Genomic DNA, 20,101 nt, shown 5'->3' on the forward strand with positions numbered 1-20,101 from the left:
TTAGTTGATATAGGTTAAGTAGTGTTCGAAGTCTGGATTGCGTCCGTAAACGATGTCAAAATAAGCACTTTGCAGTTTTTCGGTCAACGGTCCACGTCCTCCTGCACCCAGTACTCGTGCATCGACTTCGCGAATTGGAGTTAGTTCTGCGGCAGTTCCAGTGAGGAATGCTTCATCTGCGACATAGATCTCTTCACGGGTGATTTTGCGACGAGACACTTTGACTCCCATTTTTTCTGCCATTTCAATAACCGTTTTTTGGGTGATAGAAACAAGAGAATTGTCGTTCGGAGGGGTGATCAATTCGCCGTCTTTGATGAGGAAAAACGAAGCCCCGCTTGCTTCGGCAACGTATCCCTCATCATCAAGGAGCAACGCTTCGTCGTATCCTGCTTCAACCGCTTCAAATTTTGCCATTTGAGAGTTAAGATAGTTTCCGACCGCTTTGGCTTTACCCATGTTTGATTTGTTATTCGGGCGGCTGAACGATGAGATTTTCAAACGAATTCCCCGTTTCATCCCTTCCTCACCGAGATAAGCACCCCATTCCCATGCTGCTACCGCAACTTCGACGGGGGCATCTTTATGATAAATCCCCATAACGCCATATCCGAGGTAAACGATAGGGCGAAGATAGACATTTTCACCGGTAAAACCGTTTTCGCGAATAACATTGATTTGTGCTTGGTTGAGCTCTTCTAATGTATATGGAACATTTAAAAGGGTCATTTTTGCCGATTCAAGAAGACGCTTCGTATGGTCGTTCAGACGAAAAATTGCATATCCTTTTGGGGTTTTGTAAACTTTTGTCCCTTCGATAACACCGTTTCCATAATGCAATGTGTGAGCAAGGACATGAATTTTTGCGTCATTCCATGCGACAAGATTACCGTTCATCCAAATGTATTTGGCTTCATTCATAGGGAAGATCTCCAAAAGAAAAATTGGGAGATTTTAGCGCAGATGTGATTTAAGGTATATTAAGGGGGTGAATATTCCCGCGTTTGCGGGAAAAATTAATGCGTCGGTGTATTGATCATCCAAATAGAAAATACGTCGATGTACTCCCAAAACGATTGAATGTATTCAGGGTTGATCCCTTCTTCTTCGAGTTTAGGGAGTAAGACAGCATAAAATTCGAGCCATCGGCGGCGTCCATGCTCATCGATACGAAACGGCGCATGACGTCCGACCATACGAGGTTCACCACGTGTTTGAGCAAAAAAGTCGGGTCCTCCGCAAATTTGAATAAAAAAATCGGCAGCATGTTTTTTCGCATTCGAAAAATCTTCTTCATCATTCACCGGAAATAAAAAGGCGATATCGCTGTTACGGATCATTTCATAATGATCATCGACCAATTTGCGAAAACGCTCTTCACCTACTTGGAAATAGAAGCCCGGATGAGGTTTCGTGACGGGAGGGCGTACCCCTAGAACCCCGTCGGTAATATTAAGTTCAAGCATGATGATCCTCTGCGTATTTTTGAGACACATTCTAAAAGGAAGATGAAAAGAAACTCCTTAAAACATCCTCTTCCCCCTCTTTTTAGGTGATGATTTGTATAATTGAAACATAATTTAAGGGTGGAGACGATTGTATGGATGCACATATTTGGATGGGATCACGACAGGTAATTGCACAAAGCTATAGTGACCGTCTCAGTCCGTATGATAGACGTGTCGTTTCTCGTGCCGCTCAGTGCAGTGCAGAGGATGTTCATGAGGCACTTATCATCACGCGAAATGCTGCAAAATCTGCCAAAAAAGTTCCGCTTCATCAACGATGTTCATGGCTGTTGGATGTCGCTTTAAAGCTGGGTGAACAGCGCGAAGAATTTGCTCGTGTCTTATGTGATGAGGTAGGAAAACCGATCACCTATGCACGGATTGAAGTGGATCGATGTATCGAGACGATCACCCTCTCTGCTGAGACTATGCGGACAATGCACGGCGAGACAATTAATACGGATGCGATGCCAAGCGGCCGCAAAGCGCATGCGTATTGGCGACGAGAGGCGGTAGGGGTTGTGGTCGCGATTACCCCGTTTAATTTTCCGCTCAATCTGGTTGCGCATAAACTCGCACCTGCTCTGGTAGCGGGAAATACGGTCGTTCTCAAACCGACCCCCGAAGCTCCTCTTTGTGCGTATAAATTGGCGAAACTCTTTATCGAAAGTCCCTATGCTACCCCTGATGCTCTGAGTGTCGTTTATGGAGATGCTGAAGTGGGAAGTGCATTGGTCGGCAGTGATATCCCTCGTGTTATCAGTTTTACGGGATCGGTCGGAGTGGGAAATATCATCACAAAAAGTGCGGGGATTAAAAAAATATCTTTGGAACTTGGCGGTAATGCAGCGACTTATATCGACACGAGTGCCGATTTCGATTATGCGGCAGGGCGTTGTGCTATCGGTGCATTTGTCAACTCTGGGCAGGTATGTATTTCTCTGCAACGTATTTATGTAGAGAGCAGTATTTATGATGAATTTGCTCTCAAAATGGCAGAAGCTACCGCTAAACTGACCGTTGGTTCGCCGTATAATGAAGACACTTTTTTAGGACCGCTGATTAATGACGAGGCGGCGGAGAGGGCGATGAGTTGGGTTGAGAGTGCTATGGAAGAGGGCGCGCGTCCTCTGACACCGCCACATCGAGAGGGACGGATTTTTTACCCGTGTGTTATGGCGGATGTGACTGAATCGATGAAAATTGTATGCGAAGAGGTGTTTGCACCCATCGTGAGTTTGGTGCGGGTCGATGGAATCGATGATGCAATTGAGCGGATGAATAATTCGCCGTATGGATTGCAGTTTTCAGTCTTTACAAACAATCTTGCTCATGCGACCAAAGCGATTGATGAACTCGATGCCGGTGGTGTGGTAATCAACGATATGCCGACACTCCGCTTTGATATTCAGCCTTACGGCGGGATAAAGCTCAGCGGTGTCGGACGTGAAGGTCCGCGCTTTGCGATCGAAGAATTTACCGAAATTAAATCGGTAGTCATTTTATAAAAAAAGGAAAATAGTATGTTAGAAGTAGGAAGCTTGTCCCCCGATTTTTGTTTGAGTAACCAAGATGATGTAGAGATTTGTTCACGTGATTTACGCGGTAAATGGATAGTTCTGTATTTTTACCCGAAAGATTCCACTCCGGGATGTACAACGGAAGCGTGTGAATTTAGTGCCTCGGTGGATGAGTATGATGATATGGGAGCGATTATCCTTGGGGTAAGCGCGGATAGTACCAAATCCCATCGAAACTTTATCGGAAAACAAAATCTGGAAATCACACTTCTCAGTGACCCGACTACGCAGATGATGCAAGATTACGGTGTATGGTCGATGAAAAAGAATTACGGTAAAGAGTATATGGGGATTGTCCGCTCAACCTATATTATTGATCCGAAGGGGATAGTCAAAGCGGCATGGACGAACGTGAAAGTAAAAGATCATGTGGCTAAGGTAAAAGAGGAATTGGCGAAACTAATAGGATAGTTTTGTCATACCCTATAGGGCACGAGAACCTCTGTGAGGTTCCCGCGTAGGCGGGAATCCAGCTGGATTACCCGATTAAGTCGGGTAATGACGAGATATTTAGAATTTATAACGGATATACGCGCGGATATCTTGAGCTTTGTCGACGATTTGGCTACCGTAGCCTGCATTTACCGCATCGCTCATACTCATAGGAGTACCGGTTGTCGTACCGAAGAAACCATTACTGCCACTATAGTTATAGTTGATATACGTATAACGAAGTTGGAAGGTAAGGATATCATTGACCAACGGTTCGGTAAAGTAGAGTTCATAGGCATCTCCGCGTGCGGCGATTTTGGAGCCGATTAGAGTGTCTTCACCATAGGTGATCGGACGCCAATATTGGCTGCCGTGATTAAACTCGACTCCCCATCGTCCCTCATCGCTGATAAGCGATGGGAACTGTGTACCGATCCAGTAGCTGTAACCGGTTTGACTTTCAAGTGATCCGAGCATCCCTTGTCCCCCGGCATACGGATCAGTTTTTGACATTGCACCGCTGACGAAGATCATTGAATCATCCAAAAACTCGCTCCATCCATCTCCGATACCGTTGACCATGGCAAATGCAGTTGCTGTGTGTAATCCCCCAACCGTAGTCATACCCAACGCAGGGTCAGTCGGATCGACCATATCGATCAGATTGTTAGCGTAGGTATATTGAAAGCCGCTGCTGTATTGTTTATCATCATAAGGGACGACGATAATGCCGACCATATCAACGTTATTGGTTTGTAAATCGGAGCTGGTTGCATAAGGCGCAGCATTAAATCGAGGTTCCGCATTGCTCATCCCACGTCCGGCACAAAGTTTAAAATATGATCCGGTAAGTCCGGTAAGCTCTTCGGTTCCGAATTTCGCACTGGCTCCGTCAAACTCAACGTTTACGGTGTGTGCCAGCGGAGAAGAAGCTTTGACGTCGTCACGGAAGTTGATGAGGTGTCCCTCGGTGGATGGGCGGCGTCCTAGACTGAATGTCCATGGAATATCGAGTCCTGCAAGTTCATCCTCGGTATAGAAAAAATAGGCTGAACGGACACGTAACGTATCATCGTGCGCAGACTCACTACTAACCCAGTCAAATCCGTCATAGGCACTTAATGAGCCATCCGGAGATTTGGCACGGTCTCCAAAAGTTTTATTGTATGCCAACTGGCCGACAAAACTGAGTTTCTTCGTCGCGGCATAACTCATGTTAAGCCACAAACGGTTGCTGAGAAGGGCATCATTTTTCTGTTTGCTTCCATCCGCCATGGTGTAGTGAAGATTGTCAACACTGGTACGGAGGTCAACACCGAATTTCAGGTTGTTGCCGTTCGTTTTTTTGTTTAGATTGCTGAGCTCATCTTGGATGTCTTCAAGTGTTTTGGCAATATCTTTAGGTTCATCGGCAGAGGTAATCTCTACTTTTGTGCTGCTTTTTTCAACCATCGGAGCTTTGGCAATTGATTGTGCTTTTTCTGTTTTGAGAGCATTGAGCTCAGCTTTGAGCGCTGCCATCTCTTTTTCCATTTTATCAAACCGTTGCATTAACGTTTCGTCCGCAAACGCGTTTGTGGTGAGTAACGCGGCAGTGATAACTGAACCTATGATTCGTTGTCTCATTATTTCTCCTTATTTTAATGCACATGCATTGTTGGGCCTGATATTAACAAAAATTATATAAAAGTAATTTGAATAGTGCTATTTTGTGTGATAAAAACGTGACAGAAGCGACAACATTAAACACAGCTAAAATTAAGTGCTGTTTCAGTATAATCCGCCCGATTTTCTCTCCTCATTTTATGACGTAAGAAAAAAATCGCAAGCGAATCGTGCTGTTCTCGTGCATCCGATGTCTCATCGGCTCTGTTTGCGCTCGCCCAAGTAAACGAATGAACAAAAAAATACATTAACACAGGAGCCACTTATGGTAACTATGAAAGACCTTTTGGAATGCGGTGTACACTTTGGTCACCAAACACGTCGTTGGAATCCGAAAATGAAAAAATACATTTTCGGTGTTCGTAAAAACATTTACATCATCGATCTTCAAAAAACATTGCGTTATTTCCGCAATGCGTATCAGCAAGTTGTTGATGCTGCGGCTGAAGGTAAAACAGTTCTTTTCGTAGGAACCAAAAAACAAGCTCGCGTTGCGATCCGTGATGCAGCTGAAAAATGTGGCATGCCATACGTTGACAACCGCTGGTTGGGTGGAATGTTGACAAACTTCCCGACTATCCAAAAATCAATTCGTAAACTTGATATCATCGAAGAGATGCAAGCAAACGGACAAATCAACCTTTTGACTAAAAAAGAAGCGTTGATGATGGATCGCCAAAAAGATAAATTGATTGCATACCTTGGTGGTATCCGTCACATGAAAACATTGCCTGATTTGATGTTCGTTATCGATGCGGTAAAAGAACACATCGCAGTTCAAGAAGCGCGTAATCTCGGTATTCGCGTTGTTGCACCACTTGATACTAACTGTGACCCGGACGTTATCGACATTCCAATCCCTGGAAATGACGATGCGATCCGTTCTATCCAACTTTTCTGTAAAGAAATGGCGGAAGCGATCAATGAAGGTAAAGCACTTCGCAACGGCGGAAACGACGAAGCGGTAGCAGAAGAAGAAGTTGCATCTGAAGTAGCAGTTGAAGCGGCTAGCGAAGAAGTAGCAGTAGTAGCAGAGGAAGCGTAATCATGGCAGAAGTTACAGCAGCGATGGTAAAAGACCTCCGCGCGGCGACTGATGCGCCGATGATGGATTGTAAAAAAGCCCTCACTGAGTGTGATGGCGACATGGAAAAAGCAAAAGAATTTTTGCGTGACCGTGGTATGGCGCAAACCGCTAAAAAAGCGGATCGCGTAGCAGCTGAGGGACTTTTGGGTCTTAAAGTTTCTGAAACGTTTGCGTCAGCTTCTTTGGTAGAAGTTAACTCGGAAACTGACTTCGTTGCGAAAAACGACGGGTTCATCGCTCTTGTCGGAAACACTGCTGCTCACGTATTTACTACGGGTGTTAGCACGGTTGAAGAGTTGAACGAAACATCGTATGAAACAGGTACATTTTCTGAATATTTCACAGCTCAAGTAGCACGTATCGGTGAAAAAATCGTAACACGTCGTTTTGTAACCCTCAATGCGGGTGAAAATGGATGTGTCAACGGTTACGTTCACTCAAACGGCCGTGTCGGTGTTCTCGTAGCAGCAACATGTTCGGATGCAAAAGTAGCAGAAGCGCTTGCTCCGATGTTGAAAAACATTGCAATGCATGCAGCAGCTATGAAACCGACAACATTGACCTCTAAAGATTTCGATCCTGCATTCGTAGAAGCGGAAACTATCGGTCGTATCGAAGCGATCAAAACAGAGAACGAAGAGCTAGCGCGTTTGAAAAAACCACTCAAAAACGTTCCTCAATACATCTCAGCATCACAATTGACTCCTGAAGTTATGGCTGCTGCTGAAGAAGCGATCAAAGCTAAATTGCTCGCTGATGGCAAACCGGAAAAAATCTGGGCAAACATTATCCCGGGATCATTGGCTCGCTTCGTAGCGGACAACACAACTTTGGATAAAGAGCTTGCACTTTTGGATCAAAACTACGTTATGGATGATTCTATGACGGTTGCTGAAGCGATTACAAAAGAGGCTGCTAAACATGGCGGTACTGCTGAAATCGTCGAATTCGTTAAATACGAAGTCGGAGAAGGTTTAGAGAAAAAAGTTGACAACTTCGCAGAAGAAGTCGCTGCCCAAATGGCGTAAAGAAACCTTTCGGTTTATTTTTCGTCATTCCCGCTCACGCGGGAATCTTTCTCTTTTTACTCCCCTTAAACATTTTTTCCCTATAATCCCTTTATGACACTACTAAACGCAATTTCTTTATCCCATGCTTTTGATTATCCCCTTTTTGAGGATATTTCCCTTTCCCTCAATGCCGGAGAATCGATTGCTATTGTCGGTGTAAGCGGCAGCGGCAAATCAACTCTTATGCATATTCTTTCCTCGCTCTTAACCCCTTTGCAAGGACGTGTAGAACTTTTTGGAAACAATATTTATCAGCTTGATGATAAAGCATTGGTGAAGTTACGCCGAAATGATTTAGGTATGATTTATCAAAGCCATTACCTGTTTAAAGGGTTTAGCGCTTACGAGAATCTCGAAGTGGCAACCCTCCTTTCCGGTGAAGTAATCGATCCGATATTATTAAAACGGCTTGGAATCGATCATGTTATTAATCAAAAAGTGACCGAACTCTCAGGTGGGCAACAACAGCGTGTCTCAATAGCTCGTGTAATGTCCAAAAAACCTCGCTTGATCTTTGCCGATGAGCCTACGGGAAATCTCGATCATGCAACGGCAATGGATGTGATGGAAATCTTTGAAGACTATCTCAAAGAGCATCACGCGGGAATGGTTCTTGTAACGCATGATGAGGCTTTGGCATCACGCTGTACCCATATTTATCGTATGCAAAACGGTCTGTTAAAAGAGGTCTGAGAGTATGGAATGGGCACAAATATTTAGCGAGGGGAGAACCATCGCTTTTATTTTGTTATTTACCCGTTTTAGCTCTTTATTCATGGCTGTTCCAATATTCTCTCATGCAAATATTCCTATCTCGATCAAAGCGGCAATGGCTTTTTTCTTTACTATCGTTTTTTTTGGTGCCGTCCCCCCGCTAAATATTCCTACTGATGCTTTGAGTTTGACGGTCGCCATATTAGGTGAAATGCTTTTTGGACTTGCCGTCGGTACAGTGCTACAGTTGGCGTATAATGTTATTACGTTTGCAGGGGGTCAGATATCCTTTATGATGGGGTTCTCACTCGCATCCGCGATTGATCCGCAGTCGGGAGTTTCGATGCCGATTATCAATCAGTTTTTATCGTTAATGGCATTGATGATTTTACTCGTATTTGATCTGCACCATTGGATACTTCTGTATGCCTCAGCCTCGATTGCAGCGGTTCCGTTGGGGGGCTTTATGGTGACTCCGTCATTGTTTAAATACATCATGCATGCTATGGCTAACATGTTTGTAGTCGGGTTTATGATCGCTTTTCCGATTACCGCATTGTCGATGTTGGCCGATGTCATTTTCGGCATGCTGATGAAAACAATGCCGCAATTTAATCTTCTCGTTATCGGGATGCCGATCAAAATTGCGGTTTCGTTTCTTGTATTGATGGCGACACTTGGGGCGACACTAATGATTGTTACCGCGCAGACTCAGGATGCGTATAATTTTCTTGAAAAGCTATTCTAAGTAGGGTTTGGAATCCGTATAGAGTAGTTTGAGAGAGTGTCGGACCGATTCGATCTCTTGAACATCATCACTGCATCGGATACGGGAACGGGTAGATGTTGAACGTTCTTCATCGATCGAGCCGGGAAGAGTACAGACAAGGGTATTATCGACAAGGATAATGCTTGTATCAAAAGGGTGCGCTGTGTATCGGTGGAGCGTGATCCGTTCATACTGAACCATTGAAAGCGGGTCGTTTTGGAGATTACACAGGATCATTGTGACGTTACTGCCATGCTTGGCTGCTTGTAAAAGCCCTTTTTTCAATTCGGAGTGATTAAATGAGGGGGCAGCAATAACGATTTGTTTCGATCCCTTTTTGAATGATTGATTCAATTGATGAACAAAACGGGTTTGGTGATCAGGTAGAATATAAATAGTTTCCCCGCTGTATAGGAGGGTAACGGTAAAAAGAAGTCCAAGAAGTTTTATCATTTAATTTTTTTTTAGTTACAATGATACCATGAAGCTTTTGAGAGAACAAGAGCGAGTAAAAGGGGTCCCAGCAATCATGAAAATTTTGCTTTTTAACGATAATCCGGTTGTCCGAAAACTGGTGGCTCTCAGTGCACAGAAAACGAAAGACGATTTGAGTGTTATTTGGTCAGTGGATGAAGTCGAAGAGAGCGGATATGATTTGCTCATTGTTGATGATGCTCTTTACAGTGATGAGATGTTTTCATCGTTAAAAGAATTGGTCACTTTTAAAAGTACTTTACTAATGGCAACCCGTGGAAAAGCGATTCCGGCAGGGTTTGATAATGTTATCAACAAACCGTTTCTTCCGACCGATCTGGTTGATATGTTTATCCAAATCGAGAAAAAGTTTTCAGATAACCCTACAATACCGGAAGTTGTTTTCGCTGAAACTCCGATTGAAGAAGAAAAACCGGCCTATGCCATCAATCTTGAAGAGACGCTTCCGGATTTGGGACCGGAGGATCTAAATACTTTTGAATCCTTTGATTTAGAAGGACTGGACGATCTTACCGAGGGGTTGGAAATGGATGAGGATCTTGATTTGGATAATTTTGAGGATGCGATCCCTGAAACGGCTATTCTGGACAAAGAAGAGGTTCAAGAAGTTCAAGGATTATTGGATGACACTGAAAATGATGATTGGGATTTGGAAGATGAGATTGAACTAAGCGGGATTGATGAGGCCGAAGAGGTTGATCTAAGCAAAGATGATGATATTGAAATCTCGAATCCAATCAGCTCATCTGCCTCACCTGCCGAAACGCTAGGAGATGAGTTTGATTTTGACGACGAACTTATTTCAGGATTTGAAGAAGAGGATACCGACAGTGAAGCGACACTGCCGGAAATGGATGCAGAAGACCTCCTTTTAGGGGATGAAGAATTGGGTGCTTTAGAATCAGAAATTCAAAATGCGGTTAATACTCTGGAAGCGGATACGTTGGATCAGGAGTTAGAGCCTGAAGATTTTGATATGCAGCTTGATGATAGTTTCCTCGAAGAGTTGAAACTTCCAGATATGGAAGATGACAATTCTTTTAGCGGAGTGGATGATTTGGATATGCTCGATGAACGTGAACTTAAACTTGCTATTGGGGAAGAGGTAGAGGATGAGCCTGAGCCTGATGTAGAAGTTGATCTCCTTAAGGAAGAAGAGGAGATAGCGGAAGAAGAAGATGCAGATACTCTTATTGTTGAACCTGCGGTAGAAATGGGTCATGAAGTGACCCATGCCGAAGGCGTTGAGGCATTGCAGGCACTTCTAAAAGCCCTTTCAAACGAAGATGTGGCTAAATCCCTTAAAGGGCTCAATATCAGTATTAACATCAATTTCGGGAATCAACAGTGAATCGTAGCAGCGGAGCCATATTAGTACTCTCAGGGCCAAGCGGAGCAGGGAAAAGTTCATTGATTGCAAAAATCATTGATCAGATTGGACCGACTTACTTTTCGATATCAACGACAACCCGTCCGATGCGCGAAGGTGAGATTGATGGAGTGCATTATCACTTTGTCAGTGTAGAGGAGTTTAAACGAGAGATCGATGAAGAGATGTTTTTGGAATATGCGGTAGTTCACGGCAATTATTACGGAACCTCTTTGGGAGCAGTGAAAAAAGCACTTAAAGAGGGTAAGCTTGTTATTTTTGATATCGATGTTCAGGGGCATGATGCGGTTCAAAATCGTCTAAGTGATATTACGACCTCCGTATTTATCACCACGCCTACTCTTGAAGAGCTAAAACGCCGTTTACATAGCCGTTCAACAGACAGTGAAGAGGTTATTGCCAAACGGGTTGAAATGGCGAAAAGGGAAGTTCAGCGTATCAGTGAGTACGATTTCTTGGTCGTTAATGATCAGTTGGATGATGCAGCTGAAGTTCTTGTTTCCATAGCCAAAGCGGCTCGGATGAAAATTCCGACCTTACAGATCAATGAATTCGTCCAATTATGGGAAGCTAACGCGTAAGCACGCTTCCAAATCTCATAAGGACTGTTACAGCAAAGCGGCGTTATAATGTTTGCTTAATCTTCCAGTAAAGGAACTACCTCAATGGCAATGCCAAGTGGATCTGAATTATTACTAATTTTCGGGATAGTCGTATTGCTTTTCGGTGCGAAAAAAATTCCTGATCTCGCAAAAGGTTTGGGTCAAGGGATCCGTAGCTTTAAAAAAGAGATGAAAGACGATGAAACACCGCCATCAACGACGGCAACATCGACACCGGTAGAAACGCCAAAACAGGTAGAATCTTCTACAGCAACAATCGTAGAAGCGACTCCTACAGATCACGTTAAACAAGCGTAAGCATTGAAACAGCGAGTCAATGCGCTGTTGCGCGATAAATTTAATTGTGATGTAATCCTCGAGAAACCGAAAGATCGTTCTTTCGGTCACTTCGCTACCCCCATTGCTTTTTCATTAGCCAAAGAACTTCGACAATCACCGATGGTAATAGCCGAAGAGATTGCCGGATCGTTTGGCGATGAATCAATGTTTAGTGCGATTGAATCGGTCAAGGGTTATATTAATTTTCGTCTTTCTGAATCCTTTTTGGACGAGTATGCATCATGGGCTTTGAGCCATGGGGAACAGTTTGGCAGCAGCGATAAAAATGGCTCCATTCTTCTCGAATTCGTCAGTGCCAATCCGACAGGACCATTGCATATCGGTCATGCACGCGGTGCCGTGTATGGCGATACAATGCTACGACTCGGACGTCACTTGGGCTACGATATTACGGCAGAGTATTACGTCAACGATGCGGGTAATCAGATTGATCTGCTCGGTGTCTCTTTACAGCTTGAAGGACGCAGTTCTCTTTTGGGTGAAACGGTTGAATGGCCGGAGAAATACTATCGCGGCGAGTACCTTAGTGATGCGGCCAAAGAAGTTGTAGAACTGTTTGGTGAAGATGCCCTTCGGGATGAGAGCCGTCAAAAAGAGCTTGCTCTTTGGGCAAAAGATAAAATTCTAGCTCTCATCGTGGATGATTTAAAAGCTATTAATGTCCATTTTGATACCTTTGTCGGGGAAGCTTCTCTCTATAATGAGTGGGATCGCGTCATGGCTAAAATGGGTGAGGGTGTTTACCAAAACGAAGGCAAAACCTTTATCCGTTCATCTGAATACGGTGATGATCATGATCGCGTCGTGGTGCGTGAAGACGGACGTCCGACCTATCTTGCGGGCGATATTATCTATCACAACCAAAAGTTTGAACGCGGATACGATGATTACATCAATATCTGGGGCGCGGATCACCACGGCTATATCGCTCGTGTGAAAGCGGCGATTACCTTTTTAGGTTACGATGCCTCCAAGCTGGAAGTACTTCTTTCTCAAATGGTCAGTCTTCTCAAAGATGGTGAACCGTTCAAAATGTCTAAGCGTGCCGGAACCGTCATTTTGATGAGCGATGTGGTCGAAGAGATCGGTGCGGAAGCGCTGCGTTTTATGTTTGCAAGTAAAAAATGTGATACGGCATTGGAATTCGATATTGAAGAACTTAAACGTCAAGACAGTTCAAACCCGATCTATTACATCCAATACGCCCATGCCCGTATCCAAACTTTGATCGCCAAAAGTGAAAAAAGTATGGATGAGATTATGGGGTCACGTTTGCACGGGTTGAGCGCCGATGCAGACGGATTGTTGTTTGAGGCATTATTGTTGCCTGAAATAATTGAAGATGCATTTGAATCACGTCAAGCGCAAAAAGTGCCGGATTATCTAAAAGTATTAGCGGGACGTTTGCATAAATTTTACTATGATACCCGTATTATCGGTACGGAAGATGAAGCGAAATTACTTAAACTTCTTCTGGTTGTAGCCCTTTCTATCAAAACAGGGCTCTCCCTCCTCGGAATTCAAGCTAAAGATCGAATGTAAAAACTTCGATCTTTAGTGCCTCTTTTACCCCAATAACCGTGTAACATTTTGTTGAAGCATATTACTTTGATGCGCCATTGTGATTTGAGCTATATCAAGTTTTAGATTACTTTGCTGAAAGTCACTGGTTGCTTTCGCTATATCTGTATCGGCAATCTGACTTTTAGCCGCTGAAACAGCACTGATTTGATCTAAAAGTGTATACGATGCACTAATGAGACTATTGGTAGTCGAACCGACATCCGAGCCGGCTTGTGTCAAAGAATCTCTGTACGCCATAATCGTGTCTTGATTCTCGATTGAAAGAGATGACGGTGAGAGTTCCGGAATCGAAGAAGAGACGGTTGAATTGCCTAATGAAAATGTTGTATTGTTACCAAATAATCCTTTTCCGTTAAAGCTGGCATTGTCGATACTTTGCTGCATGGATTCAACGGTACGGCTAAATTCGCTTTTAAGCGATTGTTTTTGAGAGTCGCTAAGGGCAGCATTGTTGTAACGGACACTAAGATCATTCAGGATTTGTGTTTGATCACTTAGGCTGCTGATGGTACCGTCAGCTATTTGCATCATGGAAATCCCATCCGTGGCATTGGAAACCCCTTCAGACATACCGGATAAATCACTTTGCATCATGGATGCAAGCAATCGTGAAGCGCTATCTTCCATGTTTAGTTGCTGGGCTGAAGCAATTTTTTCAAGCGTTTTGTCCCTCTTGGACGATTCGGTATTCATTTGAGGCAGGAAAGAAGAGAGAGAATCAACTTTCATACTGGCTCCTTTAATTCAGATGACAATAGAGTAACATTGGATCGATTAACGTTTTATAAGTCCTTGGATATAATTTTAGAAACATTCTGTATGAGGGTAACATGATCAAAGTTGCAGCAATTCAAATGCAAATGGGTGCGGACAAAGCTTCGAATGTGGCAAAAGCAGAATCGATGGTACGTGAAGCGGCGCGTAATGGAGCCAATATCATTTTGATCCCTGAACTGTTCGAGGGATACTATTTTTGCAAAGATATGGATAAAAAGTATTTCGACTGGGCACAACCGCTTGAAAATAATCCCCTTGTCGGACATTTTAGCGCGTTGGCAAAAGAGCTCGGAGTCGTGCTGCCGATCAGCTATTTTGAGCGTGACGGAGAGCGCTATTTTAACTCTCTCGTGATGATCGATGCAGACGGTACTGTGATGGAAAACTACCGTAAAACTCACATCCCTGACGGTCCGGGATACGAAGAGAAGTTTTATTTTGAACCCGGAGATACGGGATTCAAAGTTTGGCAAACCCGTTACGGCAATGTCGGTGTGGGGATTTGCTGGGATCAATGGTTCCCTGAAACAGCACGTTCTCTTACTCTGCTTGGCGCCGATATGATTTTCTATCCGACCGCTATCGGCAGCGAACCCGAAATCGGCGTCGATTCGGCATCGCACTGGCAGAGGGTTCAGATGGGGCACTCTGCGGCGAACATCATCCCTGTTATCTCCGCCAACCGTATCGGTGAGGAAGCAGGGGAGAGTTGTACACTGACGTTTTATGGCTCATCGTTTATCACTGACCATACGGGTGCAAAAGTGGCTGAAGCCTCTCGTGATAAAGAGGAGATTCTTTACAGCGAGTTCGACCCCGCCTCTATTCGCGAACACCGCCACTATTGGGGTCTTGTTCGCGATCGCCGTCCGGAGTGTTATGGAGAGATTGTCAAGCAATAACGATATGGAAAAGCTAGCCACAAAAAATCTTCACGTTTTATATGTCGAAGACGATGATGTGGCGCGTGAAAACGGTATCGAGTACCTCGAAAACTACTTCGAACATATCTATTCCGCTTCGGATGCTTTTGAAGGATTAAAACTCTATCGCGAGGTTCATCCCGAAATCATCATTACCGATATTCAGATGCCTAAACTGAACGGTTTAGAGTTTATCAAACAAATTCGTAAAGAGAATAAAGAGACTCAGATCATAGTCATTAGCGCGTACAGTGACACGACCTATCTTCTTCAAGCAATCGAGTTGCAATTAGTCAAATACCTCATAAAACCGGTGCAGGAGAGCGCTTTTAAAGAAGCGTTGCGGCAATGTATCGAAAGTATCCATCATAAAGATTCGAATATCATTAATCTTCCGGATAACACCTGTTTTGACAGGTACAATCAGACCCTTGTCCGCGATGGTGACGTTGTTGCTTTACGGACGAAAGAACTTCAGATGTTGAGTCTGCTCCTCAAATATAAAAACCGCTATGTCACCTATAGCGAGATCGAAAACCATGTTTGGCGAGAGAGTGCCATGAGTAGCGATGCCCTTAAAACCCTGATGAAAAATCTCAAAGCGAAACTCCCTGCAAATCTCATTTCCAACCTCTCAGGGACAGGGTATAAAATTGAGTACTGAAGCATTCACGCACTTAGCCTACGGCGCGACGTTCGGCATTTTGCTGATGAGTATCGTCTATACGCTCGTGCGCTATGTCTACTCCAAAGAGATCATGTATATTAGCTATTGTGCCATGCAGGTTTTCTCTCTGGGATATATCAGCGCCTATAGTCATCTTTTCCATTTTGCACCTTTTATTCAGGAGATTTTTCTTCTCTTAGCAACGCTAAGTGCCGTTATGTTTGCGATAACGTTTCATGAGGGAAATTTGATTCCAAAGATTGCTAATTTTAAAGAGTTGGTGATCAATACCCTTTTGCTCAATGTCGTCATTTTGACCGCCTTTTATCACTATATCCTTTTTGAATATCTCCCCTATACGGTGGTATATGCGATCTTGTTTCTCTCAATCGTATTTAATCTCCGCTCAGGATTTAAACCGACGATCGTCTATGTCATCGGATGGTCGTTGCTATGTATTTTGCTGTTTGTGTTTCAGCTCAAACAGGTATACGTTGAACACGGTTATATCGATATTGTATTGGCGGCATTTGCAGTGGAAGCGGTGTTGTTTACGATCTCTATTTCGTACAAATACAATCTTTTTAAAAATCAAGCACTCGATCATCAAAACATGCTGTTTCAGCAGTCAAAAATGGCAAAAAGCGGGGAGATGATTGCCAATATTACCCATCAGTTTCGTCAACCCCTCAATAACCTCTCCTACCTGTTGATGAATTTGAAAAATCGGTATGAAAACCGTACGATAGACGATGCATATTTTGATAATAAAATTGCTTCGGCGCAGGAACAATTGCAATTTTTATCCAAGACGATTGATGATTTCAAAGAGTTTTATACCCCTGCCAAAGCGAAAGAGCCTTTTTCCCTCACTGAAGCGATTCGTAACAGCGTTGCCGTCATTGCTCCCGATTTGAAGAGCAAGGGAATCGTATTGGAGGTTGTTGGTTGTGATGACGAGATCGCTATTTTTGGAAAAAAGAATGAGCTCTCACAGGTTCTTTTGGCGTTGATCTCGAATGCGTCGGATGCATTGAGTGGGGTGAGTGAACCAAAGATTATCCTTCGTAGCCACTGCAACGGGAGCGAAGCAATGATTAGACTCGAAGATAACGGGCACGGGATTTCAAGCGATATGCTCGGAAAGATTTTTGATCCCTATTTTACGACGAAATCACAAGGGAGCGGGATCGGGCTCTATTTGTGCAAAATGATCATCGAAAAAAGCTTCGGAGGAAAAATAGAGGTGGAGAGCAAGGTTCGAGAGGGGAGCGCGTTTACCCTCTCGATGGCGCTCTATCACTGAGCTCGCGGATACATAAACGAAATCTCTTTGACGACAGAGATTTTCGGGTCTTCTTTTGCAAAGATAGTCAGTTTGACTTTCAACGCGGTGTCTCTTCGATCCGACTTCGATAGATTTTGATTTGTCGAGATCACCAATATCCGTTTTCGCATTCCATCTGGTTTGAGACTTAGCGCTTCAAAGCTATCGATGTGGAAGTTTTTATCGTCCACTTTGACATCGTAGGTATAGGTTTGTTTTTGGGTATTGTGAATATTGACAATATAGTTGTTGCTCACGATACCGTTTTGCTCTTTGTAGAGTTCGTTTGGTTTATTGATATTGACCAATACCCGTTCTTGTTCCGATGCAAACGCTGCCGCAAACATCAAGGATCCAGCCATAGCGACGAAATACATAATATTGCGTTTGGAAAAAATAGAGCATTTTATGTCATGTAAAACAGATTTTGGGCTTCCCCACTCGATCAGCGATTTTTTACCCAGTTTTCCCATAACAGAAGTGCATGCATCGGCACATCCCAGACAGTTGATGCACTCTAACTGTAGCCCTTGACGTATATCGATATGGGTCGGACATACTTTGACACATGCTTCGCACGTAGTGCACTCTTCAGAACCCATCCATTGTTTGACATCGGTAATTCGTTTTTGATTCTCAGCGTATATCACACCACCTCGATTGGTGTTATAGACGACGTGTTTGGTATTGTCATCATATAGTACGGTTTGAATACGTGAATAGGGGCATAGATAGGTACAAAAACTCTCCTGCATCCAGACAATATCATAAATCAAAAATGCCGCAGTTGTAGCAATGAAAATGATGATAAAGAGATGATCTTGCGGGTGTTGCATGTAAGTGAAGAAATCTTCGGGAGGGACGAAGTACCAGATAAAATTGGTCGATGCGGTTATGGCGATCAGTGCCCAGAGTAAAAAACCGACAACGACTTTGATCTTATTTTCAAGAGATGATGTATTCATCCGCTTTTGTTTGTTCGCATTGTTTCTCAAATCGAGGAGGGTTCCTTGAATCAAATCCCGATAAATAGTTCTAAAAATTGTCTGAGGACATCCCCATCCGCACCAAGCTCTGCCAAGTATGGAGGTGAGGGCAAAAATTCCGATAAACAAAAACATCAACAAAAACGGCATGATGTAAAACTCGTTGACATCGTATGCCAATCCCATAAAATGAAACTGGAGCTTCTCAAAGGAGAGAAGCAAAAGGTGGTTGTCATTGACTCTCATAAACGGAACGGTGAAGATAAAGAGGGTGACAAAGGCATAGAACCAATATCGTTTAGTCGCATAAGACATACAGACTCCTTGAAGATAGAATAGGGAACTGTAAAAGAATAAGGTGTCCTTTTGGTGGTATAGAGAAAATAAATTAGGAATGGTATTTGCTTTATTTGTGCAAATAATACCGCATCGGGGGGATCCGTGAAAGTTGTTTTGCGCAATAACGCTATCTTCGTCCAAGGGGGTTCTAAAACCCTCGAAGAACCGTGGATGGAAGAATTTTTTGACCATCATATTCAAAACACCCTTTTTCTGGATAATGGCGTATTGGTGCTGAACAATGAAAACTCTTCGGATCAAAAAGAGGAATTTTTGGAGAGTCTCAGTAAGCGCTATACTAAAGCCAATGAACTTTCCGGCTCTTTTTACAGCCGATCCCTAAAACGATGCAAAACAGCGGCGATACGGATAGAAATACCGTATCGTACAAGTGAAAAAGTGGATGTTGAACTGTACGCCTATGGTCCCGATCGAGTGAAGTTTAGTGTCTTGATACCGAATGCATGGGTCATGCGATATCTTAAACAGCAGCTCTCCTCCTTCCTCGTAAGTTCGACATCCACTGCCCTCTATATCGATGTCACAACTGCGCAGGCCAAAGCACGGCTTGAAAAAACGCTTAACCGTCGTGAAGTCCTCCATTTCGTCATCAATTATCGTTACGATGATGCGTTTATGAGTCGATTGTACGGAAACTATAGAGGGTGGGGTTATGGAAACGATGCCATCGATAAGATGATACGCTACCATGCGATTTTTGAGATTCCGATGGGTTCATCGACTGAGGATTTGAAAAAACGGTATCGTATGCTGGCAAGACGATATCACCCTGACCGCGTTCAAACCCAAAGCCCGGATATCATTAACAAATACACCCAGAAATTTCAGCTTCTCCAAGAAGCGTACGGTGCATTACAAGCGGTCAGTTAACGGAGATAAATCTTCGGCATAAAAGCGGTAGAGCCGTTTGTCTTTTAGGGTATTTAATTCATTCGAAAAACCCCGTTTGGTAAAAAGCAAAATCTTATCAGGTGATATGGAAAGTTTGGTACATTTTTCTTCGAGTTTATGAAACTCTTTTTTGTTGACTTTGTGGTTCGTCCATTTGCACTCCCCGACCCAGATTTCCCCTTCCATCGTTTCGGTGAACAGATCAATTTCCACTTCACGATCCCAATAACTTCCTGAATCGAGGATATCGCTTTTAAAGTTGGGTGCAAAAATTTCTTGAATATACATATTGCATAACTCTTCGAAGGTAAAACCGACGAATGCGTTAAAATAGGTATGAAAATGCTCATAAAAGCGCTCAGTATTACCCTCTTTGATCGCTTCGCTAAATGGTTCCACAAAAGCGAACCAAAAGCGCAAAAATGGGGAAGTAAATCGGTATTTATGGGAAATCCGATGATGTTCGATTTCTTTTTTAAATCGCTGTTTCGGATGGGCTCGCTGTAATGGCATTTCACGTGAACGTTCCAGTGTGAGATAACCGTTATAACGTAAAAATTCAAAAGCCTCAGCTCCGCGCTCTTTGCCGATACGGGCACGACGATAGGCAGATCCTTGCCGTCGATCGCCAACGGCTACTGCGTGCAGAAGGTTGAGATAGAGCGGATCGTCTTGAAGCGGCGCGAGGAGGTGATCTCTGTGGGAATCAAAGGGTTCAAGTATATGACGGAGGATAAGCGATTCGACCGGCTCATCGGTATTGATGGGCTCATCGTATCCGCCGAAGATAGAGAAGAGTTCGATACACTGCTCCATATCTTGGGGGAGATTACGCTGAAAAAAATCGCTTAAAAGTTTTCTGTCCATTCGAGAGATTATAACGAATAACTGAACTTTCCACTATGCTGGAGAAA

The 20,101-nt window shown here is 43.6% G+C and carries 21 protein-coding genes; 14 read left to right on the forward strand and 7 right to left on the reverse strand.

Translation table 11 applies throughout. The annotated features are described in order from the left end of the window. Together PHI47_RS02185 and PHI47_RS02190 are read right to left on the reverse strand one after the other, a co-directional pair. Window positions 1–921, reverse strand: coding sequence for a branched-chain amino acid transaminase (locus tag PHI47_RS02185; RefSeq protein WP_299933289.1), 921 nt, complete (start codon window positions 919–921; stop codon window positions 1–3). 95 nt (window positions 922–1,016) lie between these two features. Then, window positions 1,017–1,466, reverse strand: coding sequence for a globin (locus PHI47_RS02190; RefSeq protein ID WP_299933291.1), 450 nt, complete (start codon window positions 1,464–1,466; stop codon window positions 1,017–1,019). Window positions 1,467–1,600: 134 nt separating this feature from the next. Here PHI47_RS02190 and PHI47_RS02195 point away from each other — a divergent pair, with 134 nt between their 5' ends. Together PHI47_RS02195 and PHI47_RS02200 are read left to right on the forward strand one after the other, a co-directional pair. Beyond that, window positions 1,601–3,016, forward strand: coding sequence for an aldehyde dehydrogenase family protein (locus PHI47_RS02195; RefSeq protein WP_299933293.1), 1,416 nt, complete (start codon window positions 1,601–1,603; stop codon window positions 3,014–3,016). Window positions 3,017–3,031: 15 nt separating this feature from the next. Then, window positions 3,032–3,499, forward strand: a complete 468-nt coding sequence (locus PHI47_RS02200) for a peroxiredoxin (RefSeq protein WP_299933295.1) — start codon at window positions 3,032–3,034, stop codon at window positions 3,497–3,499. Window positions 3,500–3,598: 99 nt separating this feature from the next. Here the strand turns inward: PHI47_RS02200 and PHI47_RS02205 are convergent, their stop codons facing one another. Continuing rightward, window positions 3,599–5,146, reverse strand: coding sequence for a DUF3373 family protein (locus tag PHI47_RS02205; RefSeq protein WP_299933297.1), 1,548 nt, complete (start codon window positions 5,144–5,146; stop codon window positions 3,599–3,601). A gap of 304 nt (window positions 5,147–5,450) precedes the next feature. Here PHI47_RS02205 and rpsB point away from each other — a divergent pair, with 304 nt between their 5' ends. From rpsB to fliR, 4 genes are all read left to right on the forward strand, one after another. Continuing rightward, window positions 5,451–6,230: a 30S ribosomal protein S2 gene (gene rpsB, locus PHI47_RS02210; RefSeq protein ID WP_299933299.1), complete on the forward strand. Its 780-nt coding sequence runs from the start codon at window positions 5,451–5,453 to the stop codon at window positions 6,228–6,230. Window positions 6,231–6,232: 2 nt separating this feature from the next. Then, a complete protein-coding gene (tsf, locus tag PHI47_RS02215) occupies window positions 6,233–7,300 on the forward strand; it encodes a translation elongation factor Ts (protein ID WP_299933301.1) in 1,068 nt (355 codons plus the stop codon). Between the two features lie 93 nt (window positions 7,301–7,393). Then, entirely contained in the window at window positions 7,394–8,035 is a 642-nt protein-coding gene (locus PHI47_RS02220; protein ID WP_299933303.1) for an ABC transporter ATP-binding protein, read from the forward strand. Window positions 8,036–8,039: 4 nt separating this feature from the next. Next, window positions 8,040–8,804, forward strand: coding sequence for a flagellar biosynthetic protein FliR (gene fliR, locus PHI47_RS02225; RefSeq protein WP_299933305.1), 765 nt, complete (start codon window positions 8,040–8,042; stop codon window positions 8,802–8,804). Here fliR and PHI47_RS02230 read toward each other — a convergent pair. Continuing rightward, on the reverse strand, window positions 8,796–9,278 hold the full coding sequence (locus PHI47_RS02230; RefSeq protein WP_299933307.1) for a hypothetical protein: 483 nt from the start codon (window positions 9,276–9,278) through the stop codon (window positions 8,796–8,798). The genes fliR and PHI47_RS02230 overlap by 9 nt on opposite strands. 76 nt (window positions 9,279–9,354) lie before the next feature. Here PHI47_RS02230 and PHI47_RS02235 point away from each other — a divergent pair, with 76 nt between their 5' ends. The 4 genes from PHI47_RS02235 to argS all read left to right on the forward strand — a co-directional run bounded on the left by PHI47_RS02235 (window position 9,355) and on the right by argS (window position 13,214). Next, window positions 9,355–10,671, forward strand: a complete 1,317-nt coding sequence (locus PHI47_RS02235; protein WP_299933309.1) for a hypothetical protein — start codon at window positions 9,355–9,357, stop codon at window positions 10,669–10,671. Further along, window positions 10,668–11,291, forward strand: a complete 624-nt coding sequence (gene gmk, locus PHI47_RS02240; protein ID WP_299933311.1) for a guanylate kinase — start codon at window positions 10,668–10,670, stop codon at window positions 11,289–11,291. Before PHI47_RS02235 ends, gmk begins: the two co-directional genes overlap by 4 nt. A gap of 84 nt (window positions 11,292–11,375) precedes the next feature. Continuing rightward, window positions 11,376–11,630: a twin-arginine translocase TatA/TatE family subunit gene (locus tag PHI47_RS02245; RefSeq protein WP_299933313.1), complete on the forward strand. Its 255-nt coding sequence runs from the start codon at window positions 11,376–11,378 to the stop codon at window positions 11,628–11,630. Between the two features lie 3 nt (window positions 11,631–11,633). Beyond that, window positions 11,634–13,214, forward strand: a complete 1,581-nt coding sequence (argS, locus tag PHI47_RS02250) for an arginine--tRNA ligase (protein WP_299933315.1) — start codon at window positions 11,634–11,636, stop codon at window positions 13,212–13,214. A gap of 24 nt (window positions 13,215–13,238) precedes the next feature. Here argS and PHI47_RS02255 read toward each other — a convergent pair whose 3' ends face one another. Beyond that, window positions 13,239–13,985 carry a flagellin gene (locus PHI47_RS02255; protein WP_299933317.1) on the reverse strand — a complete coding sequence of 249 codons (747 nt, stop codon included), beginning with the start codon at window positions 13,983–13,985 and terminating at the stop codon, window positions 13,239–13,241. 101 nt (window positions 13,986–14,086) lie between these two features. Here PHI47_RS02255 and aguB point away from each other — a divergent pair, with 101 nt between their 5' ends. The 3 genes from aguB to PHI47_RS02270 are packed head-to-tail and all read left to right on the forward strand — an operon-like array spanning window position 14,087 to window position 16,929. Then, a complete protein-coding gene (gene aguB, locus PHI47_RS02260; protein ID WP_299933319.1) occupies window positions 14,087–14,935 on the forward strand; it encodes an N-carbamoylputrescine amidase in 849 nt (282 codons plus the stop codon). A gap of 4 nt (window positions 14,936–14,939) precedes the next feature. Then, complete coding sequence (locus PHI47_RS02265) at window positions 14,940–15,620, forward strand: response regulator (protein ID WP_299933321.1); 681 nt, start codon at window positions 14,940–14,942, stop codon at window positions 15,618–15,620. Continuing rightward, complete coding sequence (locus PHI47_RS02270) at window positions 15,610–16,929, forward strand: HAMP domain-containing sensor histidine kinase (protein ID WP_299933324.1); 1,320 nt, start codon at window positions 15,610–15,612, stop codon at window positions 16,927–16,929. The genes PHI47_RS02265 and PHI47_RS02270 overlap by 11 nt, the downstream gene beginning before the upstream one ends. Here PHI47_RS02270 and ccoG read toward each other — a convergent pair. Next, window positions 16,923–18,251: a cytochrome c oxidase accessory protein CcoG gene (ccoG, locus tag PHI47_RS02275; protein WP_299933326.1), complete on the reverse strand. Its 1,329-nt coding sequence runs from the start codon at window positions 18,249–18,251 to the stop codon at window positions 16,923–16,925. The two genes, PHI47_RS02270 and ccoG, sit on opposite strands and share 7 nt — an antisense overlap. Before the next feature lie 126 nt (window positions 18,252–18,377). On the opposite strand from ccoG, the gene PHI47_RS02280 reads away from it, so the two are divergent. Continuing rightward, window positions 18,378–19,166 (forward strand): J domain-containing protein, encoded by a 789-nt coding sequence (locus tag PHI47_RS02280; protein ID WP_299933328.1) that lies wholly within the window; start codon window positions 18,378–18,380, stop codon window positions 19,164–19,166. On the opposite strand, the gene PHI47_RS02285 is transcribed toward PHI47_RS02280, so the two are convergent. Next, window positions 19,149–20,054 carry a DUF234 domain-containing protein gene (locus tag PHI47_RS02285; protein ID WP_299933331.1) on the reverse strand — a complete coding sequence of 302 codons (906 nt, stop codon included), beginning with the start codon at window positions 20,052–20,054 and terminating at the stop codon, window positions 19,149–19,151. The genes PHI47_RS02280 and PHI47_RS02285 overlap by 18 nt on opposite strands. Between the last annotated feature and the right edge of the window lie 47 nt (window positions 20,055–20,101).

The organism is Sulfuricurvum sp., assembly GCF_028713855.1.
In the GTDB taxonomy this organism is placed as follows: Bacteria; Campylobacterota; Campylobacteria; order Campylobacterales; family Sulfurimonadaceae; genus Sulfuricurvum.